The 20,346-nt window shown below is 49.6% G+C and carries 19 protein-coding genes; 10 read left to right on the forward strand and 9 right to left on the reverse strand.

The window, feature by feature from the left end:
- The 6 genes from AC2215_RS27370 to AC2215_RS27395 form a co-directional block, all read left to right on the forward strand.
- Positions 1 to 1,105: cation:proton antiporter (locus AC2215_RS27370; RefSeq protein WP_486813208.1), on the forward strand; the 1,105-nt coding region annotated here is incomplete at its 5' end.
- Positions 1,102 to 1,491 carry a Na+/H+ antiporter subunit E gene (locus AC2215_RS27375; protein ID WP_486813209.1) on the forward strand — a complete coding sequence of 130 codons (390 nt, stop codon included), beginning with the start codon at positions 1,102 to 1,104 and terminating at the stop codon, positions 1,489 to 1,491. The genes AC2215_RS27370 and AC2215_RS27375, both read left to right, overlap by 4 nt.
- Positions 1,488 to 1,751 carry a hypothetical protein gene (locus AC2215_RS27380; RefSeq protein ID WP_486813210.1) on the forward strand — a complete coding sequence of 88 codons (264 nt, stop codon included), beginning with the start codon at positions 1,488 to 1,490 and terminating at the stop codon, positions 1,749 to 1,751. The genes AC2215_RS27375 and AC2215_RS27380 overlap by 4 nt, the downstream gene beginning before the upstream one ends.
- Positions 1,748 to 2,050, forward strand: coding sequence for a monovalent cation/H(+) antiporter subunit G (locus tag AC2215_RS27385; protein ID WP_486813211.1), 303 nt, complete (start codon positions 1,748 to 1,750; stop codon positions 2,048 to 2,050). Before AC2215_RS27380 ends, AC2215_RS27385 begins: the two co-directional genes overlap by 4 nt.
- Positions 2,043 to 2,672, forward strand: coding sequence for a DUF4040 domain-containing protein (locus tag AC2215_RS27390; protein ID WP_486813212.1), 630 nt, complete (start codon positions 2,043 to 2,045; stop codon positions 2,670 to 2,672). The genes AC2215_RS27385 and AC2215_RS27390 overlap by 8 nt, the downstream gene beginning before the upstream one ends.
- Entirely contained in the window at positions 2,669 to 3,328 is a 660-nt protein-coding gene (locus AC2215_RS27395) for a Na(+)/H(+) antiporter subunit B (RefSeq protein WP_486813213.1), read from the forward strand. The genes AC2215_RS27390 and AC2215_RS27395 overlap by 4 nt, the downstream gene beginning before the upstream one ends.
- Before the next feature lie 96 nt (positions 3,329 to 3,424).
- Here the strand turns inward: AC2215_RS27395 and AC2215_RS27400 are convergent, their stop codons facing one another.
- The 4 genes from AC2215_RS27400 to AC2215_RS27415 all read right to left on the reverse strand — a co-directional run bounded on the left by AC2215_RS27400 (position 3,425) and on the right by AC2215_RS27415 (position 10,264).
- Complete coding sequence (locus AC2215_RS27400) at positions 3,425 to 5,011, reverse strand: tetratricopeptide repeat-containing sulfotransferase family protein (protein ID WP_486813214.1); 1,587 nt, start codon at positions 5,009 to 5,011, stop codon at positions 3,425 to 3,427.
- Between the two features lie 57 nt (positions 5,012 to 5,068).
- A complete protein-coding gene (locus AC2215_RS27405; RefSeq protein ID WP_486813215.1) occupies positions 5,069 to 6,058 on the reverse strand; it encodes a glycosyltransferase family 2 protein in 990 nt (329 codons plus the stop codon).
- 228 nt (positions 6,059 to 6,286) lie between these two features.
- Positions 6,287 to 9,247 (reverse strand): glycosyltransferase, encoded by a 2,961-nt coding sequence (locus AC2215_RS27410; protein WP_486813216.1) that lies wholly within the window; start codon positions 9,245 to 9,247, stop codon positions 6,287 to 6,289.
- 21 nt (positions 9,248 to 9,268) lie between these two features.
- Complete coding sequence (locus AC2215_RS27415; protein WP_486813217.1) at positions 9,269 to 10,264, reverse strand: glycosyltransferase; 996 nt, start codon at positions 10,262 to 10,264, stop codon at positions 9,269 to 9,271.
- A gap of 264 nt (positions 10,265 to 10,528) precedes the next feature.
- Between AC2215_RS27415 and AC2215_RS27420 the strand changes: the two genes are divergently transcribed.
- Positions 10,529 to 11,419 carry a sulfotransferase family protein gene (locus tag AC2215_RS27420; protein ID WP_486813218.1) on the forward strand — a complete coding sequence of 297 codons (891 nt, stop codon included), beginning with the start codon at positions 10,529 to 10,531 and terminating at the stop codon, positions 11,417 to 11,419.
- Between the two features lie 62 nt (positions 11,420 to 11,481).
- On the opposite strand, the gene AC2215_RS27425 is transcribed toward AC2215_RS27420, so the two are convergent.
- Positions 11,482 to 12,648, reverse strand: coding sequence for a cupin domain-containing protein (locus AC2215_RS27425; protein ID WP_486813219.1), 1,167 nt, complete (start codon positions 12,646 to 12,648; stop codon positions 11,482 to 11,484).
- Positions 12,649 to 12,795: 147 nt separating this feature from the next.
- Between AC2215_RS27425 and AC2215_RS27430 the strand changes: the two genes are divergently transcribed.
- Positions 12,796 to 13,623: an ankyrin repeat domain-containing protein gene (locus AC2215_RS27430; RefSeq protein ID WP_486813220.1), complete on the forward strand. Its 828-nt coding sequence runs from the start codon at positions 12,796 to 12,798 to the stop codon at positions 13,621 to 13,623.
- A gap of 110 nt (positions 13,624 to 13,733) precedes the next feature.
- On the opposite strand, the gene AC2215_RS27435 is transcribed toward AC2215_RS27430, so the two are convergent.
- The gene (locus tag AC2215_RS27435) at positions 13,734 to 14,006 is read right to left on the reverse strand and encodes a hypothetical protein (protein WP_486813221.1); all 273 of its coding nucleotides are present in this window, start codon (positions 14,004 to 14,006) and stop codon (positions 13,734 to 13,736) included.
- 528 nt (positions 14,007 to 14,534) lie between these two features.
- On the opposite strand from AC2215_RS27435, the gene wecB reads away from it, so the two are divergent.
- Both wecB and AC2215_RS27445 read left to right on the forward strand, forming a co-directional pair.
- On the forward strand, positions 14,535 to 15,659 hold the full coding sequence (gene wecB, locus AC2215_RS27440) for a non-hydrolyzing UDP-N-acetylglucosamine 2-epimerase (protein ID WP_486813222.1): 1,125 nt from the start codon (positions 14,535 to 14,537) through the stop codon (positions 15,657 to 15,659).
- 275 nt (positions 15,660 to 15,934) lie between these two features.
- The gene (locus tag AC2215_RS27445) at positions 15,935 to 16,057 is read left to right on the forward strand and encodes a hypothetical protein (protein WP_486813223.1); all 123 of its coding nucleotides are present in this window, start codon (positions 15,935 to 15,937) and stop codon (positions 16,055 to 16,057) included.
- A 316-nt stretch (positions 16,058 to 16,373) separates the two neighbouring features.
- Here AC2215_RS27445 and ruvB read toward each other — a convergent pair whose 3' ends face one another.
- From ruvB to atpA, 3 genes are all read right to left on the reverse strand, one after another.
- Positions 16,374 to 17,477 carry a Holliday junction branch migration DNA helicase RuvB gene (gene ruvB / locus AC2215_RS27450; protein ID WP_486813224.1) on the reverse strand — a complete coding sequence of 368 codons (1,104 nt, stop codon included), beginning with the start codon at positions 17,475 to 17,477 and terminating at the stop codon, positions 16,374 to 16,376.
- A 197-nt stretch (positions 17,478 to 17,674) separates the two neighbouring features.
- Positions 17,675 to 18,625 carry a F0F1 ATP synthase subunit gamma gene (locus tag AC2215_RS27455; protein WP_486813225.1) on the reverse strand — a complete coding sequence of 317 codons (951 nt, stop codon included), beginning with the start codon at positions 18,623 to 18,625 and terminating at the stop codon, positions 17,675 to 17,677.
- Between the two features lie 93 nt (positions 18,626 to 18,718).
- A complete protein-coding gene (atpA, locus tag AC2215_RS27460; protein ID WP_486813226.1) occupies positions 18,719 to 20,236 on the reverse strand; it encodes a F0F1 ATP synthase subunit alpha in 1,518 nt (505 codons plus the stop codon).
- Between the last annotated feature and the right edge of the window lie 110 nt (positions 20,237 to 20,346).

Consider the following 20,346-nt stretch of genomic DNA (forward strand, 5'->3'; position numbering starts at 1 on the left):
CGCAGTCTTTATCTGCGCTGATTTTATCAGTTTGTACGTGGCTTTGGAGGTCATCGGAATTGCGGCATTCCTACTGATTGCCTATCCTCGGACCGATCGATCGATTTGGGTGGCCTTGCGCTACCTGTTTGTGAGCAATACAGCAATGTTGTTTTACCTGATCGGGGCGGTATTGGTCTACCAAACCCACAACTCCTTTGCGTTTGAAGGATTGCAGGGTGCCCCAACAGAGGCCGTTGCTCTAATTTTTGTCGGTTTGCTCACCAAAGGGGGAATCTTCATCTCGGGGTTGTGGCTGCCCCTGACTCACTCGGAATCGGAAACCCCCGTATCGGCAATGCTGTCGGGGGTGGTCGTCAAAGCCGGTGTCTTTCCCCTGGTGCGCTGTGCTTTGATGTTTGAGGAGATCGATCCCATCGTCCGCATCTTCGGCGTCGGTACGGCATTGCTGGGGGTCGGTTATGCCGTCTTTGAAAAAGATACCAAGCGAATGTTGGCGTTTCACACTGTTTCCCAGTTGGGGTTCGTTCTCGCGGCACCCGCTGTTAGTGGCTTTTACGCCCTCACCCACGGCTTAGTGAAATCGGTTTTGTTTCTGATTGCGGGGAATTTACCCAGCCGCAGCCTCAAAGCCCTCAAGCACATACCCATTGCCACACCGGTTTGGATTGCCCTGGCGATCGCGAGTTGCTCGATTTCGGGCTTACCGTTACTCTCGGGTTTCGGATCGAAGGCGTTGACGATGAAAAACTTATTGCCCTGGCAAACGAGCGCCATGAACGTTGCGGCATTGGGAACTGCGATCTCCTTCGCCAAATTTATTTTTCTGCCCCGTGGGGGTCAAGGCAAGGTCAAACCCGGTTTCTGGCCGGCGGCGATCGTCTTGCTGGGGGGATTGGTGGTGACCAATGGGTTTTATCTAGACGCCTATACCCTGACCAAGATCGGTAAAGCGCTCGTCACAATCGTCTTGGGATGGCTGGCGTATCATTTTATTTTCGGGCGAGCGGCGATCGCCTTACCCCGAATGATGGAGCGATTCGAGCATCTGATCGGGGTGATGAGTCTAACGCTAACACTACTGTTTTGGATGGTATTCGCATGATTGGATATCTTGATTTACTACTGCGATTGACCATCTGGTTTTTGCTGACGGCCGATTTGAGTTGGGCCAATATCATTATCGGTGTGGCTGTCGCTCTGCTGCTGCCGCGACGCTATACCGCACCGGCCGTTTTCAAAGATGGGTTGCGGGTTCTGGGGGAAATTCTCGTGGCGATTCCCCAAGCCTATTTTGAAGCCTTTGAAATTATGTTGCGTCCCCACAAACACGAAGATATCGTCATGGAGCGGGTCAAGCCCCAGCGCACCCCCGGACTGATTTTTCTCGATATCTTTTTGATTACCTTTACCCCCAAAACGATTGTTTTGAAATACCACGAACATGGCTGGTACGAAGTGCATCGGGTGCTCCGGAGGAAGAAGAGATGAATTGGATACTGATAGCAACGATCGCGGCACTGCTGATTCCGATTTACGAGGCATGGCAGGATGAAAATATTTGGCAAACCATGCTCGCGTTTTCGAGTATTGCCAGCAAAACATCGGTGATGATTTTGATTGTTTCCGTCCTCCGGGATGATTGGACCCTCGGGGTGGTGGGGGTGATTATTTTGAGCGTGGGAAATGCCTCATTGATGCTGCTGGCTCACATTATCAGACGAACGAACGAACTACGATCGAGGCTATGAGTGATTTGAATTATTTGAATTATTTGAATTATTTGAGTTATGTCTGTATTGGCGTGGGACTGGTCTTTTGGTTTTGGGGAACCTGGCCGCTGATCGGCGATCGCTCCGTCCTGTTTAAACTCCACAGTCTCTCGGTGGCCGATACCCTCGGTTCGATGAGTATTATCGTTGGGTTGCTCGTCAAAATTCCCCGAGAATGGCCGCTGCTGCTTCTGGCGTTGATTTCCCTGGCGATTTGGAATACGGTTCTGGGGTACGTGTTGGCCTACTGTGCCAGTGGGGGGGGTGAGAATGAGTGACGAGTTGTACATCATCCCCATCGTTCTCCTGCTGCCCCTGACGGGATGTATGCTCGTGTTGCAGCTCAACCCCTACCACGCCCTGGTGATTCGCGGGATTTTCGGGGCGATCGCCGCTCTCGTCTACGTCCTGTTCGGGGCGGCCGATGTGGCCTTAACCGAAGCCCTCGTCGGTACCATGCTTTCAATTACCCTCTACGCCGTGGCGGTGCGCTCTTCGATGAGTCTGCGGCTGGGGGCGATCGAGGGTCAGTTGAAAGCCGACTCCGCTCAAGAGTTACTCTCACAACTGCGCAAAACCTTCGGGAAATACCACATGGGCATCGAAATCGTACCCTATACCAATCCTGAAGCGATGCAAGCGGCTTTAATCGCCAAGGAAATTCATACCGCCTGCATCGAATCGGAGAAAAAGGGGAAATCGGAATACTCCAACGGACATACAGAGCCATATCCCCTTTACGATCTCCAAACCCGCGTCACCCGTCTCTACGAAATCATGCAAGCCGAAGTGCCCCCTACCCTCGCCGAGCTAGGCTACGTCGATCCCGATCGACCCAGTCCCCCCAAGACCGATGATGCGCTCGCTCCAGTACCCGAAGCGATGGAGGGGCACTCATGAAGTGGGTTTATATTATTGCCGGTATCGCCCTGTTTATCAAAACCCTCGTGTTCCCCCATCCCCCTATCGATACCGAACTCGAAATCGTCGATTCGATTATCAAAGATAGCGGCGTGCCCAATGCCGTGTCGGGGATTATTTTCCGCAACCGACTCTACGACACGATTTTTGAGGTGGTGGTGTTTACGATCGCCATTATGGGGGCGAAGTATCTACTGGCGAACGAGCAACCCTCCTGCACCATCTATCAGTTTCCCGATGGTCCGTCGGTGGTGCTGGCGCGGTTGGGGGCGACCATTGCCGCACTCGTCAGTATCGAACTGGCGATTCGCGGTCACTTGAGTCCCGGCGGTGGGTTTGCGGCCGGCGTGGCGGGCGGTACGGCGATCGGTTTGATTGCCATTACCTCCTCTTCCAAATGGATGGAAGAAATCTACAAACGCTGGCGCGCGTCCACCTGGGAGAAAGTGTCGGTGCTGATTTTTATCGTCTTGGCGGTGCTGACCCTGGCGGGGGTGGAATTGCCCCAGGGACAGTTTGGCGCGCTCGTGAGTGGGGGATGGATTCCCCTACTGAACGTGCTGGTGGCGATTAAGGTTGCCTTGGGTTCCTGGGCGGCGATTTTGATTTTTATTCGCTATCGGGGGTTATTGTAAGGTCAGCATTCAGCACTCAGCTATCAGCTTTAGACTTTCTCTCAAGGCTTAAATTTAAAGAGTGTTAGCCTGTCAATCAAGCCATTCTACAATGTTCTATTCCCAATTAAAGTTCATCCCTAAATAGTCTTCCAACTCCAGGTTGTAAGGTTGGTAGTAATCCCTTAACTGTTGATACACCGACGGATTGACGGAAGCATAAGAACCGGCATTGTACTTTTTAGAATCTTGAACGTTTCGATCGGGAAGGTCTAAAAACTCAAACACCTGAGTCAGCGTGTTGCCGGGATTTTTATAAAAGTCTTGACTGTTGAGAATTAAAAGCTGGTTGGCGGGAAAGACCTCCATCCACTTTTTAATAAAGGTTACGTACATGCCGCGCGTGAGGTAGTTGCCTTGTTGGTTCCAGGGATCGCCATCGCGATCGAATTTTTTCATCTGCCGTTCGATGGCTTCTTCAAAAGAGCGATGTTCCCAACCTTCTCGCACGGAATGGTAATAATGAGAAATCGCGCGATCGACGGGATTTCGTAAGAGAATAATCAGTTTTGTTTGCGGCAAAAACCGATACATTCGATCGGGAACGCAGTCGAAATCAAAATAGTTGGTACTCGCTTCCCCTGATAGAAAATTATTCTCGGAAGAGGTGGGAGGAAAATGAGAGAGATACCAATCTAAACCCAACTCGAAATAACTCGACCAAAAATGAATTTCTTTTTTAATCGGCGTTAAAACTTGGGGATGTTGGGTCATATAATAATAGAGAGAGGTTGTTCCACCTTTTTGAGTACCGATGACTGCAAATTGAGGGGCACAAATTTTCTCGGAATTCCAACTCTCTTTCGGCGAGTTCGGGTAAAACCGAACCGTTTGATTGTAACTGGCAACTTGATAAGATTCGATCGCCTCTTCAATCTTCCCTTGTCGGGTTAAAATTTCTCCGAAATTGACGCGAGCTAACACGGGTTTGGGACTATTCTCAAGTTTAGAACGATAAATTCGAGCCGCATCGTCAAGTTTATCGACTTCAGACAATAAATCCCACAGATTTGAGTAATGCCACCACCGATGCAGCGGGTTGAGTTCTAGGGCTTTTAAATACGCATTTGCCGCGGATTCCCACTGTTCCATTCGGGTTAAAAACGTTCCGAATTTATAGTAAGGGGAAAAGTCATCGGGTTGCTGTTGCAATTTTGCGTAAATTTTTTCTAACTCTTCTTGACTTTCGCTCAAACCTCCATTTGTTTGAAGTTGCGAAACCTTAAGATAAGCTCCTAAAGATTCCTCCCACTTTCCGTCCAAAGCCAGTAAATGAGCAAGTTTTAGATAAACGCCCCATCCATTGGGTTTGATTTCCACAGCTCGCTTGTAGGCGGAAATTGCCTCATGGGTCAGGTCGATTTGAGCGAATGTATTTCCAAGTTTTTTATAGGTTTCAAAACAATTGGGATTAAAGTGCGCCGATTTTTGTAACGCAGCGATCGCGGCGGTAAATTGTTTTTGCTGGCAAAAGCGATCTCCAAGTTTTTGATATAACAGATCTCGGTTCGAGCGCGATCGAAATGCAATTTGATAGTAGAGAAGAACCCAACGAGCGGTGTGGCTGTTGACCCAAATCCAAATCTTTTTCAGTTCTTGCTTGAACGGGTCGGGGAGGCCGGAAACGGGGTTGGCAGAAGTCATAGTTCGATCGGCTGAGATTGCGGGTCAAAATTGCGAAAAAGAGTCCGTGCGTTCGTCTTAACTGCGGACGGGGTACTGCAGGGTTTGGAGAACGCCATCGACATTGGCATACCGACCCATTTTCGCAAACAGGGGTGCGGTAATCGAACTCGGCAGCAATAGTGCCAGAACGGCTTTCAGCCACATTTTCCAGGTGGCGCGCTGCTTCCAGAGGTTGCGATCGTATCCGATGGCGCGCCAGAGAAATTTTACTCCCATCATCGCGCGCTGCCGTTCGGGGTTTCCCTCAAACGCTTTCCAAGCAAAACACTTATAGCGGTTTCCCCAGCAGAAGGGTTCGAGGTATCGCAGCGACTCCGGCATATCTTTAAACGCTAAATTCAGGGTTCGGCTACTGGCGACTTCCATGACGGACATATTATGGGAACCCGAACCTACTAGTTGCCGATACAAAATCTGCACCGACGGCACCACGGCGTATTCGTATTTTCTGGCCAGCCGCAGCCACATATCCCAATCTTCCGTGGGAACGACGTAGGGGTTGAACTGTCCCACCTCTCGCAGTGCCTCAGTTTTGATGAGGGGATTGGAACCGCTGCCGATAAAGTCGGCGAGTAGCAGGATTTGATACACATCCCCTTTCAAGTCTGCATGCGCGCAAGCACCCAACACGTTACCGGATTCGTCGATGTAGTTCGTCCAGCTATAGGCAACGGCAGCCTTGGGATTGGCATTGAGGGCCGCTAGTTGCGCTTCGAGTTTTTCTGGCGTCCACAAATCGTCAGAGTCGAGGAAGGAGATGTATTCCCCCGTAGCGCGATCGATTCCTCGATTCCGGTTGGCGGCAACCCCAGCATTCTCGAAGGAAAACACCTTCATACGCGGTTCGTCGATTTGTTCGAGAACTTTGAGGGTGTTATCGGTAGAACCGTCGTCGATGACAATCAGTTCCCAGTCGGTGTGGGTTTGCGCAATCACCGATTCGATGGTTTCGCAAATGGTGGTTTCGGCGTTGTAAGCCGGGATAATCACGGAAATCTGTGGCACGAATTTTGCTCCTATCGATAGATGAGTTTGCCTGAAATTTTTCGTAATCTCGATGGCTGGGTTTACCAACATCTATATAAGCATTCAGTTGTCAGCGTTCGGCGATCGCATTTTGAAGATGTCAGCACTCATTTGAAATTGCCGCTATTTAGGCTTGTTTAAAGCTGACTGCTGACAGCCGTTCGCTAAGCGACTCCTTCGGAGTATCGCTGAAAGCTTACACATCTATTAAAACGGCACCGGACGAATGCGGATGAATAAATCCGTCAGATAGGAAATGCGATCGATGCGGGGACGTAAGGCTGCAGCCATCGATTCGGGAAGAAAGGCAACAGTATAACTTTTGAGAATCACCATCAACGAAATCCGCCGCTGGCGCAAGAATCCTCGATCGTTTTGGACGATCGTCCAGAAGAAGCGAGTGGCAACTTTCGCTCGTTCTGGATCTTGCAAGTTTTCCAGTGCTTTGTAGGTTAAATATTGGTATAAATTCGCCAAACTTTGGGATTTGAGATATTGCAGAGACTCGGCTTTTTCCACCGCAAAAGCGCGATCGAGAACTCGACGGCACGATCGCTCTAAACGTACCACGTTTGTCGATTGCGAGGTGGATGTCATCCGGTACAAAATTTGTGCTTCCCGAACGCAGACAAAATCGTATTTTGCTGCCAAGCGCAACCACATATCCCAATCTTCTGCAGGGGGTAAATCTCGATCGAAATTCCCCACCTCGTCAAAAGCTTCCCGGCGAACGAGGGGGTTGGAACCATTTTCTAAAAAGTCGGTGAGGAGCAAATGTCCGTAGGCATCGCCGTTAACCTCAATTCGTCCTCCCTTACGGAGAAATTTACTCGATTCATCGATATAATTGACCCAACTATAAGCAACTCCCGCATAGGGATTTTCTTTGAGCGCTTCAAGTTGTTTTTCGAGTTTATCTTCCGTCCATAAATCATCGGCATCGATAAAGGCGAGATACTCTCCCGTGGCGCGATCGATTCCCCGATTGCGGCTTTCTCCCTGTCCGGCATTGGCGTAGGAGAAGATTTTGAGCCGGTAATCGCCGATGCTTTTCACCACATCAACGGTATTATCGGTAGAACCATCATCGATGACGATAATTTCAAAGTCGGTAACGGTTTGGTTGAGAATCGATTCGATGGTTTCGACAATCATATCCGCACCGTTGTAGACGGGGATAATGACAGAAATCGTCGGAAACGGACGGGGACGATTGTATTCGAGTAACTCCGCTGGATCGAATACCCATTTGAGTTCGCTTTGCAGTTTTTCGATCGAAGAATTTGTGGGAAGTAAGGCAAAGGTGGCGCTATTAAACCATAAAGAGGAAATTGTTTCTTTGGCGTGAATGTGGGAGGGATCGCAGGTGATAATTTTGCCTAAAAACTTAACGGTTGCTTGACAGTTGGACGGGGTAAGTGGCGGACGCAAGGCGCGTGCGGATAGGCTGCGGTAGAGGTTTCCCAACCCTTGCGGCTTTAAGTGTGCGAGTTCGGGAACTCGATCGAAAGCGCGATCGAGGACGGTAATAAATGACGACTCTAGGGGAGCGATATTGGACAGTAATGCGTCGGGGGTGATGCGACACATCACCTGAACTTCTGGGATACCAATAAATTGAGAGTCTTTGGCAAATCGCAATGCCAAATCCCAATCTTCTGCGGCGTTCAAGTCTTCGTCAAATCCACCCATATCGAGAAAGGCTTGGCGGCGAAAGAGGGGATTAGACGCACTTTCGAGAAAGTTTTCCAGTATCAGGTAGGAGTATATATCTTCTTCTATATTGCTGTGGCTTCCGGTATGAAGAACTTCTCCGCGTTCATCAATATAATCGACCCAGCTATAAGCTACGGGAACGTCTGGATTTTCTTGCAACACTCGCAATTGCTGGGAAAGCTTCTCCCGCGTCCACAAATCGTCGGCATCGATAAAAGCGATGTAGTCTCCCCCCGCTTTGGTAACACCAAAATTACGGCTGGCACTTTGACCGGCATGGGGTTGAGAAAAGACTTTAATTCGATAGTCTCGAATGCTAGAAATGACGTCTAAAGTATCATCTTCGGAACCATCGTCGATAATAATGAGTTCGAAGTCGCTGAAATATTGATCGAGGACGGATTCGATGGTTTCCCGAATGGTTTTCGCGCCGTTATAGACCGGTAAAATAACGGAAATGGTGGGATAGGGGTCGATGCGAGTTTCGTCGAGAAACCGTTTCACCGGACAGGTCGGTTTGAACGTTTCCGGTAAAATGTTGGCTACCGATGGTTCGAGTAACGCCGAAGTTGCACTGACGAGTAAGGCGGAGGAGAGTAAATCCGTTCGGACGCGAAAATTGGGGTCGTTTTCGATAATTTTGCTGATGAATCGTCCGGCGGTTCGCGCGCGATCGGGTTCGATCGGCTCTTGGAGCGCTTTGGGGGTAAGATACTTGTATAAGTTGGCGTAGCTGGGTTTTTGCAGGTATTGCAACTCCTGCGGTGCGCGATCGAAGGCGCGATCGAGAACTTTCAAGCAAGCGGCTTCCTGCTGCAAAATATCCGCCGACATGGAACTGGCGGTAACGCGATACAAAATTTGCGGACGGGGAACGCAGGCAAATTGATATTTCGCCGCCAACCGGAAATACATATCCCAATCTTCTGCGGCTGGCAGGGTTTCGTCGAAGTTTCCCACCTCTAAAAGTGCGTCCCGGCGAATCAGGGGATTTGACCCATTTTCGAGGAAGCAAAGCAAAAGTAAATGCGGTAAGGCATCGCCATTGACGGTGAGGTGGCTACCGGAATAGATGTATTCCCCTGCTTCGTTTATATAATCCGTCCAGCTATAGGCAACGGCAGCTTCGGGGTTGTCTTGCAAAGCCTGAAACTGCGCTTCGAGTTTGTCTGCCGTCCACAAATCATCGGCATCGATGAAGGCGAGATATTCCCCCGTGGCGCGGGAAATGCCTCGATTGCGACTCGCCGATAAGCCGGCATTGGCATAGGAGAAGACTTGAATGCGAGAATCGTCGAAGGATTCGATCGCCTCTACGGTACCATCGATCGAACCATCATTGATAATGAGGAGTTCAAAGTCGGTAAAGGTTTGATTGAGTACCGATTCCAGGGTCGCTCGAATTGTCTTTTCGCCATTATAAACCGGTAGAATGACAGAAACAGTAGGCATGACTTTGCTATAAAATTTCCCTTACGGTGAAGGCGGATCGAGTCGAATGCTGACCAGCAGGCTGTACGGTGGCGAGATTCGATCGAGTTGTTCGAAGGCTAGCTTTGCAAGCTTGAGCGGCAGAAGAACTAAGGCGAAACTTTTCAACATTACTGTTATAGCAGTTCTTTTTTGGCGGATAAACCCCGGATCGTAGCGCAGAAGTTGCAAGAAAAAACCGATCGCTGAAATCCCTTGTCGCCGCCGGCGGGGGTACTCGAGGCTGCGATAGGTATAGTATTTGTAGAGGTTGGCGAGGCTGTGGGGTTTGAGGGACTCTAGGGAGGCTGGCGCGTTATCGAAGGCGCGAGAAACGACCGCTACCGATGCCGCTTCCAATTGCGATAAATCGGTGGACATGGAATTAAAGGAAAGCCGATACAAAATTTGCGCTTCTCGGACGCAAACAAATTCGTATTTTGCGGCCAATCGCAAGTAAAAATCCCAATCTTGCGCGGCGGGGAGTGACTCGTCATATTTGCCAACGGTTTCGATCGCCTCTCGACGAACTAGGGGGTTAGAACCGTGTTCGAGAATGTTACATAGTAAAAGGCGATCGAACACATTACCGTTATAGGTTTGATGACTTCCCGGACGTAAAAAGTTCCCCCATTCATCAATACAATTCGTCCAGCTATAGGCAACGGCAGCTTCAGGGTTTTCTTGCAATGCCTCGAGTTGTTTTTCCAGTTTTGTTTCCGTCCATAAATCATCGGCATCGATGAAGGCGAGATACTCCCCCGTCGCGCGATCGATACCTCGATTTCGACTCGCAGCCAGTCCGGCGTTAGGATAGGTAAAAACCTTTAATCTGGAGTCGGAAATACTGGCTAGGATTTCTGAAGTTCGATCTGTCGAACCGTCGTCGATCGCCAGCAGTTCAAAGTCACAAAAGCTTTGGTTTAAAACGGAATCGATCGTCTCGCGAACCGTTTTTTCACCGTTGTATACTGGAAGCACCACAGAGATAAGCGGCATATTGACGTGGCTCGGGAACGCTATCTCTATTTTAAAACGCGAGTTTGTCGAACGTCAGGAGTTAGTCGCTTGAATAGGTCCCACTCCCGTTCCCCTTCAAAAGGGGGAAGCCAGAGGATGCTTCGCAGTTTATTTGTTCGGGACTTTTTCGAGTTCCCCCCTTTTGAAGGGGGGTTAGGGGGGATCTAAATTTATTAGTCTTGAATTCTTACTAGTAAACGTCGCGCTTTTTTAGTTAGCACATTTTTCCATTTTAATATTTATATGATACCACATCGCCGTCAAAATACAATTTTTTTAGTGGGATGTCCTCGATCGGGAACGACATTTTTACAAAGCTTATTAGCAGCGCATTCTCAAATTTATTCGCCTCCCGAATCAAAGTTTTTTCAATACCTCGTTCCCGAATTCGAAGACCAACCCCGGCGATATCAATACGGACTCGTTTCTCGCCGCTTGTCTCCGCGCATGAAAGCCTTTTTCGCCGACGAATTGCATCGTCCGGAACTATTATCGCATTTGTCTAAACTTCCCGTTCGGAGTCTGTATACTCGTCAATTCATGCAGATTTTACACGGACTCAAACGAGAAGCAGGGAAGACAATCTTGCTCGAAAAAACTCCCGAACATATCAATCATATTGACGACATCGAAAAATACGTTCGCGGTGCCAAATTCATCCATCTTGTTCGCCAGGGAACCGATGTTATTGCTTCCTTGTATGAAGTCACCCGCAAACATCCGGAATGGTGGGGGGGAGAGTGGCCGCTAGATTGGTGTATTTACCGGTGGAATCAGGCGATCGAAATGACCCAGAAAAATATTCACAAGCCCAACCATATTGCGATCGGCTACGAATCATTAGTCGAAAACTCAAGCACATCGCTGCTCAGACTTTGTGATTTTATCGGGATTGAGTTTGAAGAAAAGATGATGCGGGATTATCACCGAGTTGCAGCTAATTTAACCCGTCAAGCTTCGGGAAGAACGGTCAGCGATAAAATTGCCACAACCTCGGGCCATAAATTCGATCTTTTATTGAGCGAGGCCGACAAAAAATATGTTTTAGATAATTTATTATCTGTGTATTTGAGCGAACTTATTGATGAACCATTCGTAGGGGTCAACGGCCGTCTAGCCTGTCGGCATGGCTGACGCTAACACCCCTACAACCCACACCCCACCTTCACCAGAAACTGTCTTATCCCGAACTAACGTTAATCCACTAAAATCATTCCTTCTTTCACCAATCCCGATAAGATGGGCAAAATTTGCGTTTCTAAGTCGAAGTCCGGCAACCATTGCGCCGCATCTCCCACGGTAAATGCTTCGCAATTCAACAGATTATCCAAGAGATTATCGACGAGTTCGGGATTGGTCCCTTTAAAAGTAATCTTTTTGCCGTTGGTTAAAATTTGATAGCCGGATTCCGGTAGGGGTTCGAGTTTCAGGGTTTGGAATTTCGTGTGGCGGAAGCGAGTCTCCATGCCGCGATCGAAAACCCCAAATCCCAACTGACCCGGCAGGGAAATTTCCGGCGCGCGGGGGTTACTCGTGGCGTGGCGCAGGCTGTACTGGAGGGCGAGTCGATCGCGATCGAGACTGGCTTTGAGGCGTTCCAACAAGCTTTGCACGCTCCGTTCGAGAGGTTCGATGTTACCATCGGGCATCAAGGGTAAATTTTGCCGCCACGCTTCTTCCTCTTTCAACTCCCCAATCAGCCAATCGAGCATGTTTCCCCCCGTGAGGCAGCATATTCCCAAGGTGAGGTGCAAGGAGGGAGAATCTTGCGCGACGGCATAGTGCCAGTGTCCGCGCGGGATGTAGAGTACGTCTCCCGGCTGGAGAACCTCATGGATATAAGGCGGACTTTCAGGGGGTCGGTGTTCGGGTCCGTTATCCTTGCGCACCGGGTATTTCATCGTCTCGTCGAAGACAAACCACTCTTTCGTGCCGTCGATTTGCACAATGAAGACTTCGTGGGTGTCAAAGTGGTTTTTAAATCCCTGCGTCCCCGGCCAGGAACAGTAGAGGTTGAGATGGGCGGTATTTTGCCCGATTTCTTCTTGCAGTGCCCAAACCCAGTCTGTGAGGACGGGAACGCGATCGTGAACGTGGTCGATGACGAGGGTTGCCCCTTGCTTGCAGTACTTAATCCAGTGCTTGGGATCGCATGCAGGTAGCCTTTGCCCTTTGATGGAAAATCGAATAGATGGATGTTGCAGTTGGTGGAAGTTGAGGAGGTCGTTCAGCTGTTGCCAGGAGAAAAAAGAATCGAATCGATCGGGTTTTTCTCCGGGAATCAGAACCCCTCGCTGAGTCCAGTTTTCCGCGAAAAATTTCTCGATCGAGTAGGGATAAAGGAGATTTGCAAAAGTTTTCATAAGGGAGAGGAGAGAATAAGTATATTAAGTGGGTTGAATTCAAATTGAATCACGAGGAATGAGTTTCGTGTTGCCAAATTGGCACGATCGAGATTTGGCTTGCATCCGAAGGAAAATCTCGAGATTTTCGAGAGAATGTAAATCTTAATGAAGAAAAATATTAAGTCTAGCCCAACGCTCTCTTTTTTCTTGAGTGCAATAATTGGCGTGCAGCGCTTGACCTGCTCGAATCTTCTCAACCTCATTAAACGAGGTAGATATTTTGACGGACATTTAATAACCGATAATATTTTTCTCTTTCTCGTGGGAGCTTCTATTGGAGGAATTCTCGGAATCGGGATCTGGTTATTGATGTCTTATCTTAAAATTGGTGGACGAGCGAAAATATATTTAAATTATTATTTACTATTTTTGGTAACTATCTTAACGATTTTTAGAGTGTCATTAGGAATGAAAGTTAGACCCCCTATCGTTAAAGATGCTTTAGTGAACAACGTATTTAATTTAAAACTCTATGACAAATTTAATGCAAACTTAAATATTAGAGACTTAAATAGTCAAACGCCTTTAATCAAATCCAGTGAATATCACAATATTGAATCCGTTCGATTTTTAATTGAATCAAACGTCGATTTAAATGTACAAGATAAGAATGGGGAGACCGCATTGATATCGGCTATCCGCGAATCGAGTCGCATCGATCGGAAAGCTTGCCAAATTGTGGATGCACTAATTGAAGCGGGAGCGAATCTCGATGAGAAAGATATGAGTGGCGAGACGGCATTAATGAAAGCCGCAAAAAGTGGAAATACTTGTAGTGTAAATAAGTTACTAGAGGCGGGTGCAGATATTAATATACAAGATCGTCATGGTAGCACTGCGATGATGCACGCTGCCGGAAGAGGACACGACAAAATTGTACAAATTTTTCGAGATTTTACGATCCGTGTTTTCATGAAGTTCGATCGAGGTTAGGTTTATAGACATTAAAAGATGACGAATAGATTAATATCTTTCCGATCTGCTTAATCATGAGAAATAAACCGATAATATCGAGTGGCGTTCGACCTTATATCTAACTAAAACTATTGACAGATATATTCGCGGCTTGAGTCACGCTCGTCAGCAAGTAAGCCAGCGGAGAGTTCGGCTTCGGAAATTGTTTCATTGGCTGGCAAAGAGAAGGTTTCTAACAGTCTAGTCCCATCAAACTCGTCATAGAAATAAAAGTTCCAGATTTTTGTAGCTGAGTTAGAGGCTTGTGTATCTAATTCCAAATCAAAACCATAATTGTGTAAACCACTTCCGATTGTAATATACGAACCCCTAGAGTTAAACTCATAGATTGTTCCACCCATGCGATGTAACTCGGCTGGCAACCATCTATGACTTAGTCTATGTGGGAACAATTTTGGATCGGACTGGGAGTAACGGGCTAGCGTTCGAGCTACCGATTGATAGACTTCTGGACGTAACATATATTCTTGCCGGCATTCAACCTGTCTTCCAATTGTCAATATCAAAAATGATACTATTACTACATGAAAAAGAATGTAGATTACAGTTGCTCTTAATATAAATAGACCAACGTTTTTAAGAAGGGTAAGTTTACTATTCACGCTCGAATGACTCTGTTGAATTACTTTTTTTTATAAAAATCATATTCTTTCACCGCTAATACAAAGTGATTTTCATCCAAATCGTATTTTTTTGTAGCACTTTTCGATCGAGGTCAAAATACATTCGCGATCGAACGGTTCGCCGATCGCGAATGTAAAAGTGCCACCTCCGCAAGAAAAACTGCCCACCCGACAAATCGATCGCCAATCAAAAATCCTTCTCCCGAGGCTATAGGATAAATAAGGAATTCTCTCCAAACCCGTCTCATGCCTACCCCTCCCCTTCGAGTTTGCATCACCCTCGGTACTCGTCCCGAAGCGATTAAACTCGCCCCGGTCATTCGCCAGTTTCAGCATTCCCAAGCCTTTGAAACCCACGTCATCCTCACCGGACAGCATCGGGAAATGGTCGCCCAGGTGATGGAACTGTTCGATTTGCAGGCCACCCGAGATTTGGCAATCATGCAACACGGGCAAACCCTCACGGACATTACCTGCCGCAGCCTGGGGGGGTTAGAGGAACTTTTCGGCCAACTCCAACCGCAGTTGGTTATCGTCCAGGGGGATACCACCACCGCGTTTGCCGCAGCGTTGGCCGCCTTTTACCAAAAGATACCTATCGGTCACGTCGAGGCGGGATTGCGCACGGATAACCTCTTCGATCCCTATCCCGAAGAAGTCAATCGTCGGCTGATTTCCCAACTCGCCCAACTCCACTTTGCCCCCACCGCCCGTGCCGTGGAGAACCTCAAGGGTTCGGGGGTCGTTGGAGAGATTCACCAAACGGGCAATACCGTTATTGATGCCCTCCTTTCAGTTGCAGACCGGAATCCCGAATGTGACGTCGCGGGGTTGGACTGGGGGAAATATCGGGTATTGCTGGCAACGGTGCATCGTCGGGAAAACTGGGGCGAACCCTTAGAGGGCATCGCGCGGGGATTCTTGCAGGTTCTCGAGAAGTTTCCCGATACCGCCCTGCTGCTGCCTCTGCATCGCAATCCCACCGTTCGGGAACCGTTGCAGAAATGGTTGGGCAACCATCCGCGCGTTTTCTTAACCGAACCCCTCGATTATGCCAAACTGGTGGGGGCGATCGGGCGGTGTTACCTGTTACTGACGGATTCGGGGGGATTGCAGGAGGAAGCCCCGGCTTTGGGCAAACCGGTGTTGGTGTTGCGAGAAACCACCGAACGTCCAGAGGCGATCGAGGCGGGAACGGCTAAATTGGTCGGAACGAATCCCGATCGCATTTTGACGGAAGCCAGCGCCCTGTTGAACGACGCACAAACGTATCAAACCATGGCGACGGCTATTAATCCGTTTGGAGATGGTCGCGCGGCAGAGCGAATTGTCTGGATTTCGGGGAATTATTTCGATCTAGACTTGTCTTGAAATTCCCTGAAAATACCAAGTTAGGTCAGTTAAAGAAAAGATATAACTGCGCTCGACTCGATCGCCTTTTAAGCTGTCGATCGCACTTTCTTTATATTCATCTGAAACAACCCTCGATCGCCTAAAATCGAGAAAAAGCGATCGAGATCTCAGGTAAATAGCGATCGCGATCGCATCCCTAAGGACTCTTCATCACGTAGATCCAGACCCATCTTGTCTAAAATAAGCGTAACGCATAATATGTTGAACTAGAGTGTAGTCTGGAGTCCTTTACTATGTCTCAAACGATAAAACAGCCCCCCATCCAAGAAAAGCCCCTACGCCAAAATCCTTTTACAGCCTATCGCGATCCACAAACCGGTCGGTGGATGGTGATTAAATCTTCTTCTTCAAGGTAACATCCTCAGGGTGTCTCTACCACGTTTCTCGATTGCCGCATCTTCACCACATCTGCTGTAATTGATTCGATTTGAGAGCCGACTCGTTTCAATGGCTCGATCGCGCCAAAGCTTCTGCCACTTCAGCTTTGATACGCCAGTTTTCAACTCCAATTTCCAGTCTCGAGCGCGTTCATAAAGATCGCAACAAACAGTTTCCAGGACGATCGAGTTCGTATTTATAGCAGTTCGCGCTTTCTTCGCTATAATCCCTGGGAAATGGAAAATTAGGAGTTTAAATTTTGAATTTTGAATTTTTAACTTTGCATTCTCCCCATCACTTTCCCCAAATCGACAGTTGCTCTTGAGGCGGTTCGTAACCCAGATGTTCCCACGCCGCGCGGGTCGCCACTCGTCCGCGATGGGTACGGTTGAGATAGCCGATTTGCAATAAGTAGGGTTCGTAAACTTCTTCGATGGTTTGGGTATCTTCCCCAGTGGATGCGGCGATCGTTTCTAACCCCACCGGGCCGCCGTTGAACTGTTCGATAATCGCCCCCAGCAAACGGCGATCGGTCCAATCCAATCCCATGGGATCGACTTCAAATAAATCTAAAGCATCGATGGCCACTTGCAATTCAATGGAACCAGAGGCACGAACCTGGGCAAAATCCCGCACCCGCTTCAACAATCGGTTGGCAATGCGCGGTGTTCCTCGCGACCTGCGGGCGATTTCCGTGGCTCCTTCTTCACTCAGGGGAGTTTGGAGAATCTCCGCCGTGCGCTGGATGATTTGCGTCAGTTCGTCCACTTCGTAAAAGCGCAGTCGTTGAATCAAACCGAAGCGATCGCGCAAAGGAGAGGTCAGCGCGCCAACGCGGGTAGTGGCCCCCACCAGGGTAAAGGGTTGCAGGGGGATACTGCGGGTTTTGGCACTCGAGCCTTTGCCGATGGTGATATCCAGGCGAAAGTCTTCCATCGCGGGATAGAGTAGTTCTTCAGTCATCCGACTGAGGCGGTGGATTTCATCGACGAATAGAACGTCCCCCGGTTTCAAACTTACCAGCAAGCCGACGATATCGCGCGGTCGTTCCAGGGAGGGAGCCGTCGTGATTTTGCAGCCGACTTCCATCTCTGTCGCCAGAATCAAAGCCATGGTGGTTTTACCCAAACCGGGAGGTCCGTACAAAAGCAGGTGATCGAGGGCTTCTTGGCGCGATCGGGCTGCTTGGATGGCGATTTCCAGGACGGCTTTGAGGTCTTTTTGCCCGATGTAGGTATCGAGGCGCTGGGGGCGCAGTTTCTCATCGTGCTGAAACTCTCGGCGTTCTTCTGGAGTGGCTTCTTGTTCCAACAGAGAATCGACGTTCTTCGGCAGTGGCGACTCGTCGCGCGGGCGCTGGGGTTCGGGGGAGGATTTTTGAGAGGAGACGATCGCCATGGATACCTACGAGGAAGTCCGGTTCAAGATCGATGGTATCGCGAGAAGGGGGCATCGGGGGCATCGGGGGCAACGAGCGCTAAACTTTCCCCCATTTCCGAATTCGGAATTCGGAATTCCGAATTCCCCATTACGCGAAAAAACGCCCGATCGAAATCGAGCGCTTGCACAAAAAGGATAAATAGTCAAGGCTGGGCTTAGCCCGCAAGTGCTTCCGCACCGCCAACCACTTCCAAAATTTCTTGGGTAATTGAAGCCTGACGAGCTTTATTATAGACCAAGGTTAAGGAACCGATGAGTTCGCTGGCGTTGTCGCTGGCGTTATTCATGGCGGTCATCCGGGCAGCCAGTTCGCTGGCAGCGGATTCTTGCCAGGCCCGCAACACTTGATTGTTCACGTACAGCGGCAGCAAGGCATCCAAAATCTGAGCGGGGTCTTGCTCGAAAATCATGTCGCGGGGTAGGTCTTCCAGGGGAGAAGACACCTTTTCCCGTTCCACTTTAAACTCTCCACCTTTACTGGTGAGTCGGAAGACTTCATCATCCTGGGTCTCTAATCCTTGAGGTGTCAAGGGGAGAAGAGTTTGGATGACGGGACGAGAACTGACCAGGGAGACGAACTTGGTGTAGATGAGTTCGACCCGATCGACTTCCCCAGAAAGGAACAGCGACAGGAGGATGTCGGCAACTTGCGCGCTTTCGTTGGCGGTGGGAATTTGTTCGTTATCCACGAAACTTTCCACAACCGGGGCGTTGCGACGGTTGAAATACTGGGTGGCTTTGCGACCGACCAGAACGTACTTATAATCGATACCTTCTGCGGTGAGTTCCCGAGCGCGGGTTTCTGCTTTTTTGAGAATATTGGTATTGTAACCGCCGCAGAGTCCCCGGTCTCCGGAGATAACGAGCAGTCCGGTGGTTTTGACTTCCCGCTGTTCGAGTAGGGGCAAGTCTAGGGCTTCAAATTGCAGGCGAGATTGCAAGCCGTGAAGAACTTGGGCGAGGGCGTCGGCAAAGGGGCGAGTGGCGAGTACCTGTTCTTGGGCGCGACGGACTCGGGCAGCGGCCACCAGACGCATCGCTTCGGTAATTTTTTTGGTATTTTTGACCGACTTAATGCGATCGCGAATTGCTTTGAGATTGGCCATGACGAAGAACGATGAACGATCGAATTAAAATTAGCAATTGAGAATGAAGATCGCTGTTAAATTGCTAATTCTCCATTCTCAATCTGTCAGCATTTAGCTAGAAACCAGGAAGGTTTGTTTGAATTCGCTAATGCCTTCTTTGAGCAATGCATCCGCTTCTTCGGTGAGCACTTTTCCGGATTGAATAATCTCGCCGAACTTCGGCTTGCTGGTGCGCAGGTACTCTCGCAATCCGGCGTTGAAGTCGGTCACTTTCTCGAGGGGGACGTCGTCGAGGTAGCCGTTAATGCCGGCGTAGACGATCGCCACTTGCTCGTTGAGGGGCAGGGGCGAGTTTTGGGGCTGCTTGAGGATTTCCCGCAGGCGCTGACCCCGAGAGAGTTGGTTCCGGGTGGCTTCGTCGAGATCGGAGGCGAACTGAGAGAACGCTTCGAGTTCGTCGAACTGGGCCAGTTCGAGCTTAATCTTACCGGCCACCTTCTTAATGGCTTTGGTTTGGGCGGCAGAACCCACTCGCGACACGGAAATACCGGGGTTCACGGCGGGACGCTGACCGGCGTTGAACAGGTCGGAGGAGAGGAAGATTTGCCCGTCGGTAATCGAAATCACGTTGGTGGGGATGTACGCGGACACGTCACCGGCTTGGGTTTCGATAATCGGCAGGGCGGTCATGCTACCTTCGCCGAGTTCGGGACTCAGTTTGGCGGCCCGCTCCAACAAGCGAGAGTGGAGGTAGAACACGTCTCCGGGATAAGCTTCCCGACCGGGGGGACGACGTAGCAGCAAGGACATTTGACGGTATGCCTGGGCTTGCTTGGAAAGATCGTCATAGACCACCAGGGTGGCTTTGCCCTTGTACATGAAGTACTCGGCTAAAGCAGCACCGGTGTAAGGGGCGAGGTATTGCAGGGTGGCTGGGTCGCTGGCGTTGGCGGCAACAATAATGGTGTAGTCGAGTGCGCCGCGATCTGCCAAGGTTTGAACGACCTGGGCAACGGTGGAGGCTTTCTGACCCACGGCCACGTAGACGCAAATCACGTCTTCGTCTTTTTGGTTGATGATCGTATCGACGGCGATGGCGGTTTTACCGGTTTGTCTATCGCCGATAATCAGTTCCCGCTGACCCCGACCGATGGGAATCATCGCGTCGATGGCGGTAATCCCGGTTTGCATGGGTTCGTACACGGACTTCCGTCCGATGATGCCGGGGGCGGGAGATTCGATGAGGCGGGTTTCGCTGGTGTCGATGTCCCCTTTACCATCCACGGGACGACCCAGCGCGTCGACGACGCGACCGATGGTGGCATCTCCCACGGGAACCTGGGCGATTTTACCGGTAGCGGTGACCGAAGATCCTTCTTGGATTTCGTTACCGGCACCCATCAGCACGGCCCCGACGTTATCTTCTTCGAGGTTGAGGGCAATACCGATGGTTCCATCTTCAAATTCGAGCAGTTCGCCGGCCATGGCGTTTTCCAGGCCGTAGATGCGGGCGATGCCATCGCCAACTTGCAGCACGGTTCCGACGTTGGTGACTTTGAGTTCGGCGTCGTACTGCTCGATCTGCTGCTTGATAATGCTGCTAATTTCGTCTGGTCTGATCGCTGCCATAATGTTTGTCCTTCGTTCTTTATCGTTCGTTGGTGACTTTGAGTTCGGCGTCGTACTGCTCGATTTGCTGCTTGATAATGCCGCTAATTTCGTCCGGTCCGACCGCTGCC

This window comes from Zarconia sp., assembly GCF_057467645.1.

Bases quoted from the DNA above. Each gene is read 5' to 3' on its own strand.
- AC2215_RS27375 (WP_486813209.1), top strand. From the start codon at position 1,102: ATGATTGGATATCTTGATTTACTACTGCGATTGACCATCTGGTTTTTG.
- AC2215_RS27380 (WP_486813210.1), top strand. From the start codon at position 1,488: ATGAATTGGATACTGATAGCAACGATCGCGGCACTGCTGATTCCGATT.
- AC2215_RS27385 (WP_486813211.1), top strand. From the start codon at position 1,748: ATGAGTGATTTGAATTATTTGAATTATTTGAATTATTTGAGTTATGTC.
- AC2215_RS27390 (WP_486813212.1), top strand. From the start codon at position 2,043: ATGAGTGACGAGTTGTACATCATCCCCATCGTTCTCCTGCTGCCCCTG.
- AC2215_RS27395 (WP_486813213.1), top strand. From the start codon at position 2,669: ATGAAGTGGGTTTATATTATTGCCGGTATCGCCCTGTTTATCAAAACC.
- AC2215_RS27400 (WP_486813214.1), bottom strand. From the start codon at position 5,011: ATGACTTCTGCCAACCCCGTTTCCGGCCTCCCCGACCCGTTCAAGCAA.
- AC2215_RS27410 (WP_486813216.1), bottom strand. From the start codon at position 9,247: ATGCCTACTGTTTCTGTCATTCTACCGGTTTATAATGGCGAAAAGACA.
- AC2215_RS27415 (WP_486813217.1), bottom strand. From the start codon at position 10,264: ATGCCGCTTATCTCTGTGGTGCTTCCAGTATACAACGGTGAAAAAACG.
- AC2215_RS27420 (WP_486813218.1), top strand. From the start codon at position 10,529: ATGATACCACATCGCCGTCAAAATACAATTTTTTTAGTGGGATGTCCT.
- AC2215_RS27425 (WP_486813219.1), bottom strand. From the start codon at position 12,648: ATGAAAACTTTTGCAAATCTCCTTTATCCCTACTCGATCGAGAAATTT.
- AC2215_RS27430 (WP_486813220.1), top strand. From the start codon at position 12,796: ATGAAGAAAAATATTAAGTCTAGCCCAACGCTCTCTTTTTTCTTGAGT.
- AC2215_RS27435 (WP_486813221.1), bottom strand. From the start codon at position 14,006: ATGGGTGGAACAATCTATGAGTTTAACTCTAGGGGTTCGTATATTACA.
- wecB (WP_486813222.1), top strand. From the start codon at position 14,535: ATGCCTACCCCTCCCCTTCGAGTTTGCATCACCCTCGGTACTCGTCCC.
- AC2215_RS27445 (WP_486813223.1), top strand. From the start codon at position 15,935: ATGTCTCAAACGATAAAACAGCCCCCCATCCAAGAAAAGCCCCTACGC.
- ruvB (WP_486813224.1), bottom strand. From the start codon at position 17,477: ATGGCGATCGTCTCCTCTCAAAAATCCTCCCCCGAACCCCAGCGCCCG.
- AC2215_RS27455 (WP_486813225.1), bottom strand. From the start codon at position 18,625: ATGGCCAATCTCAAAGCAATTCGCGATCGCATTAAGTCGGTCAAAAAT.
- atpA (WP_486813226.1), bottom strand. From the start codon at position 20,236: ATGGCAGCGATCAGACCAGACGAAATTAGCAGCATTATCAAGCAGCAG.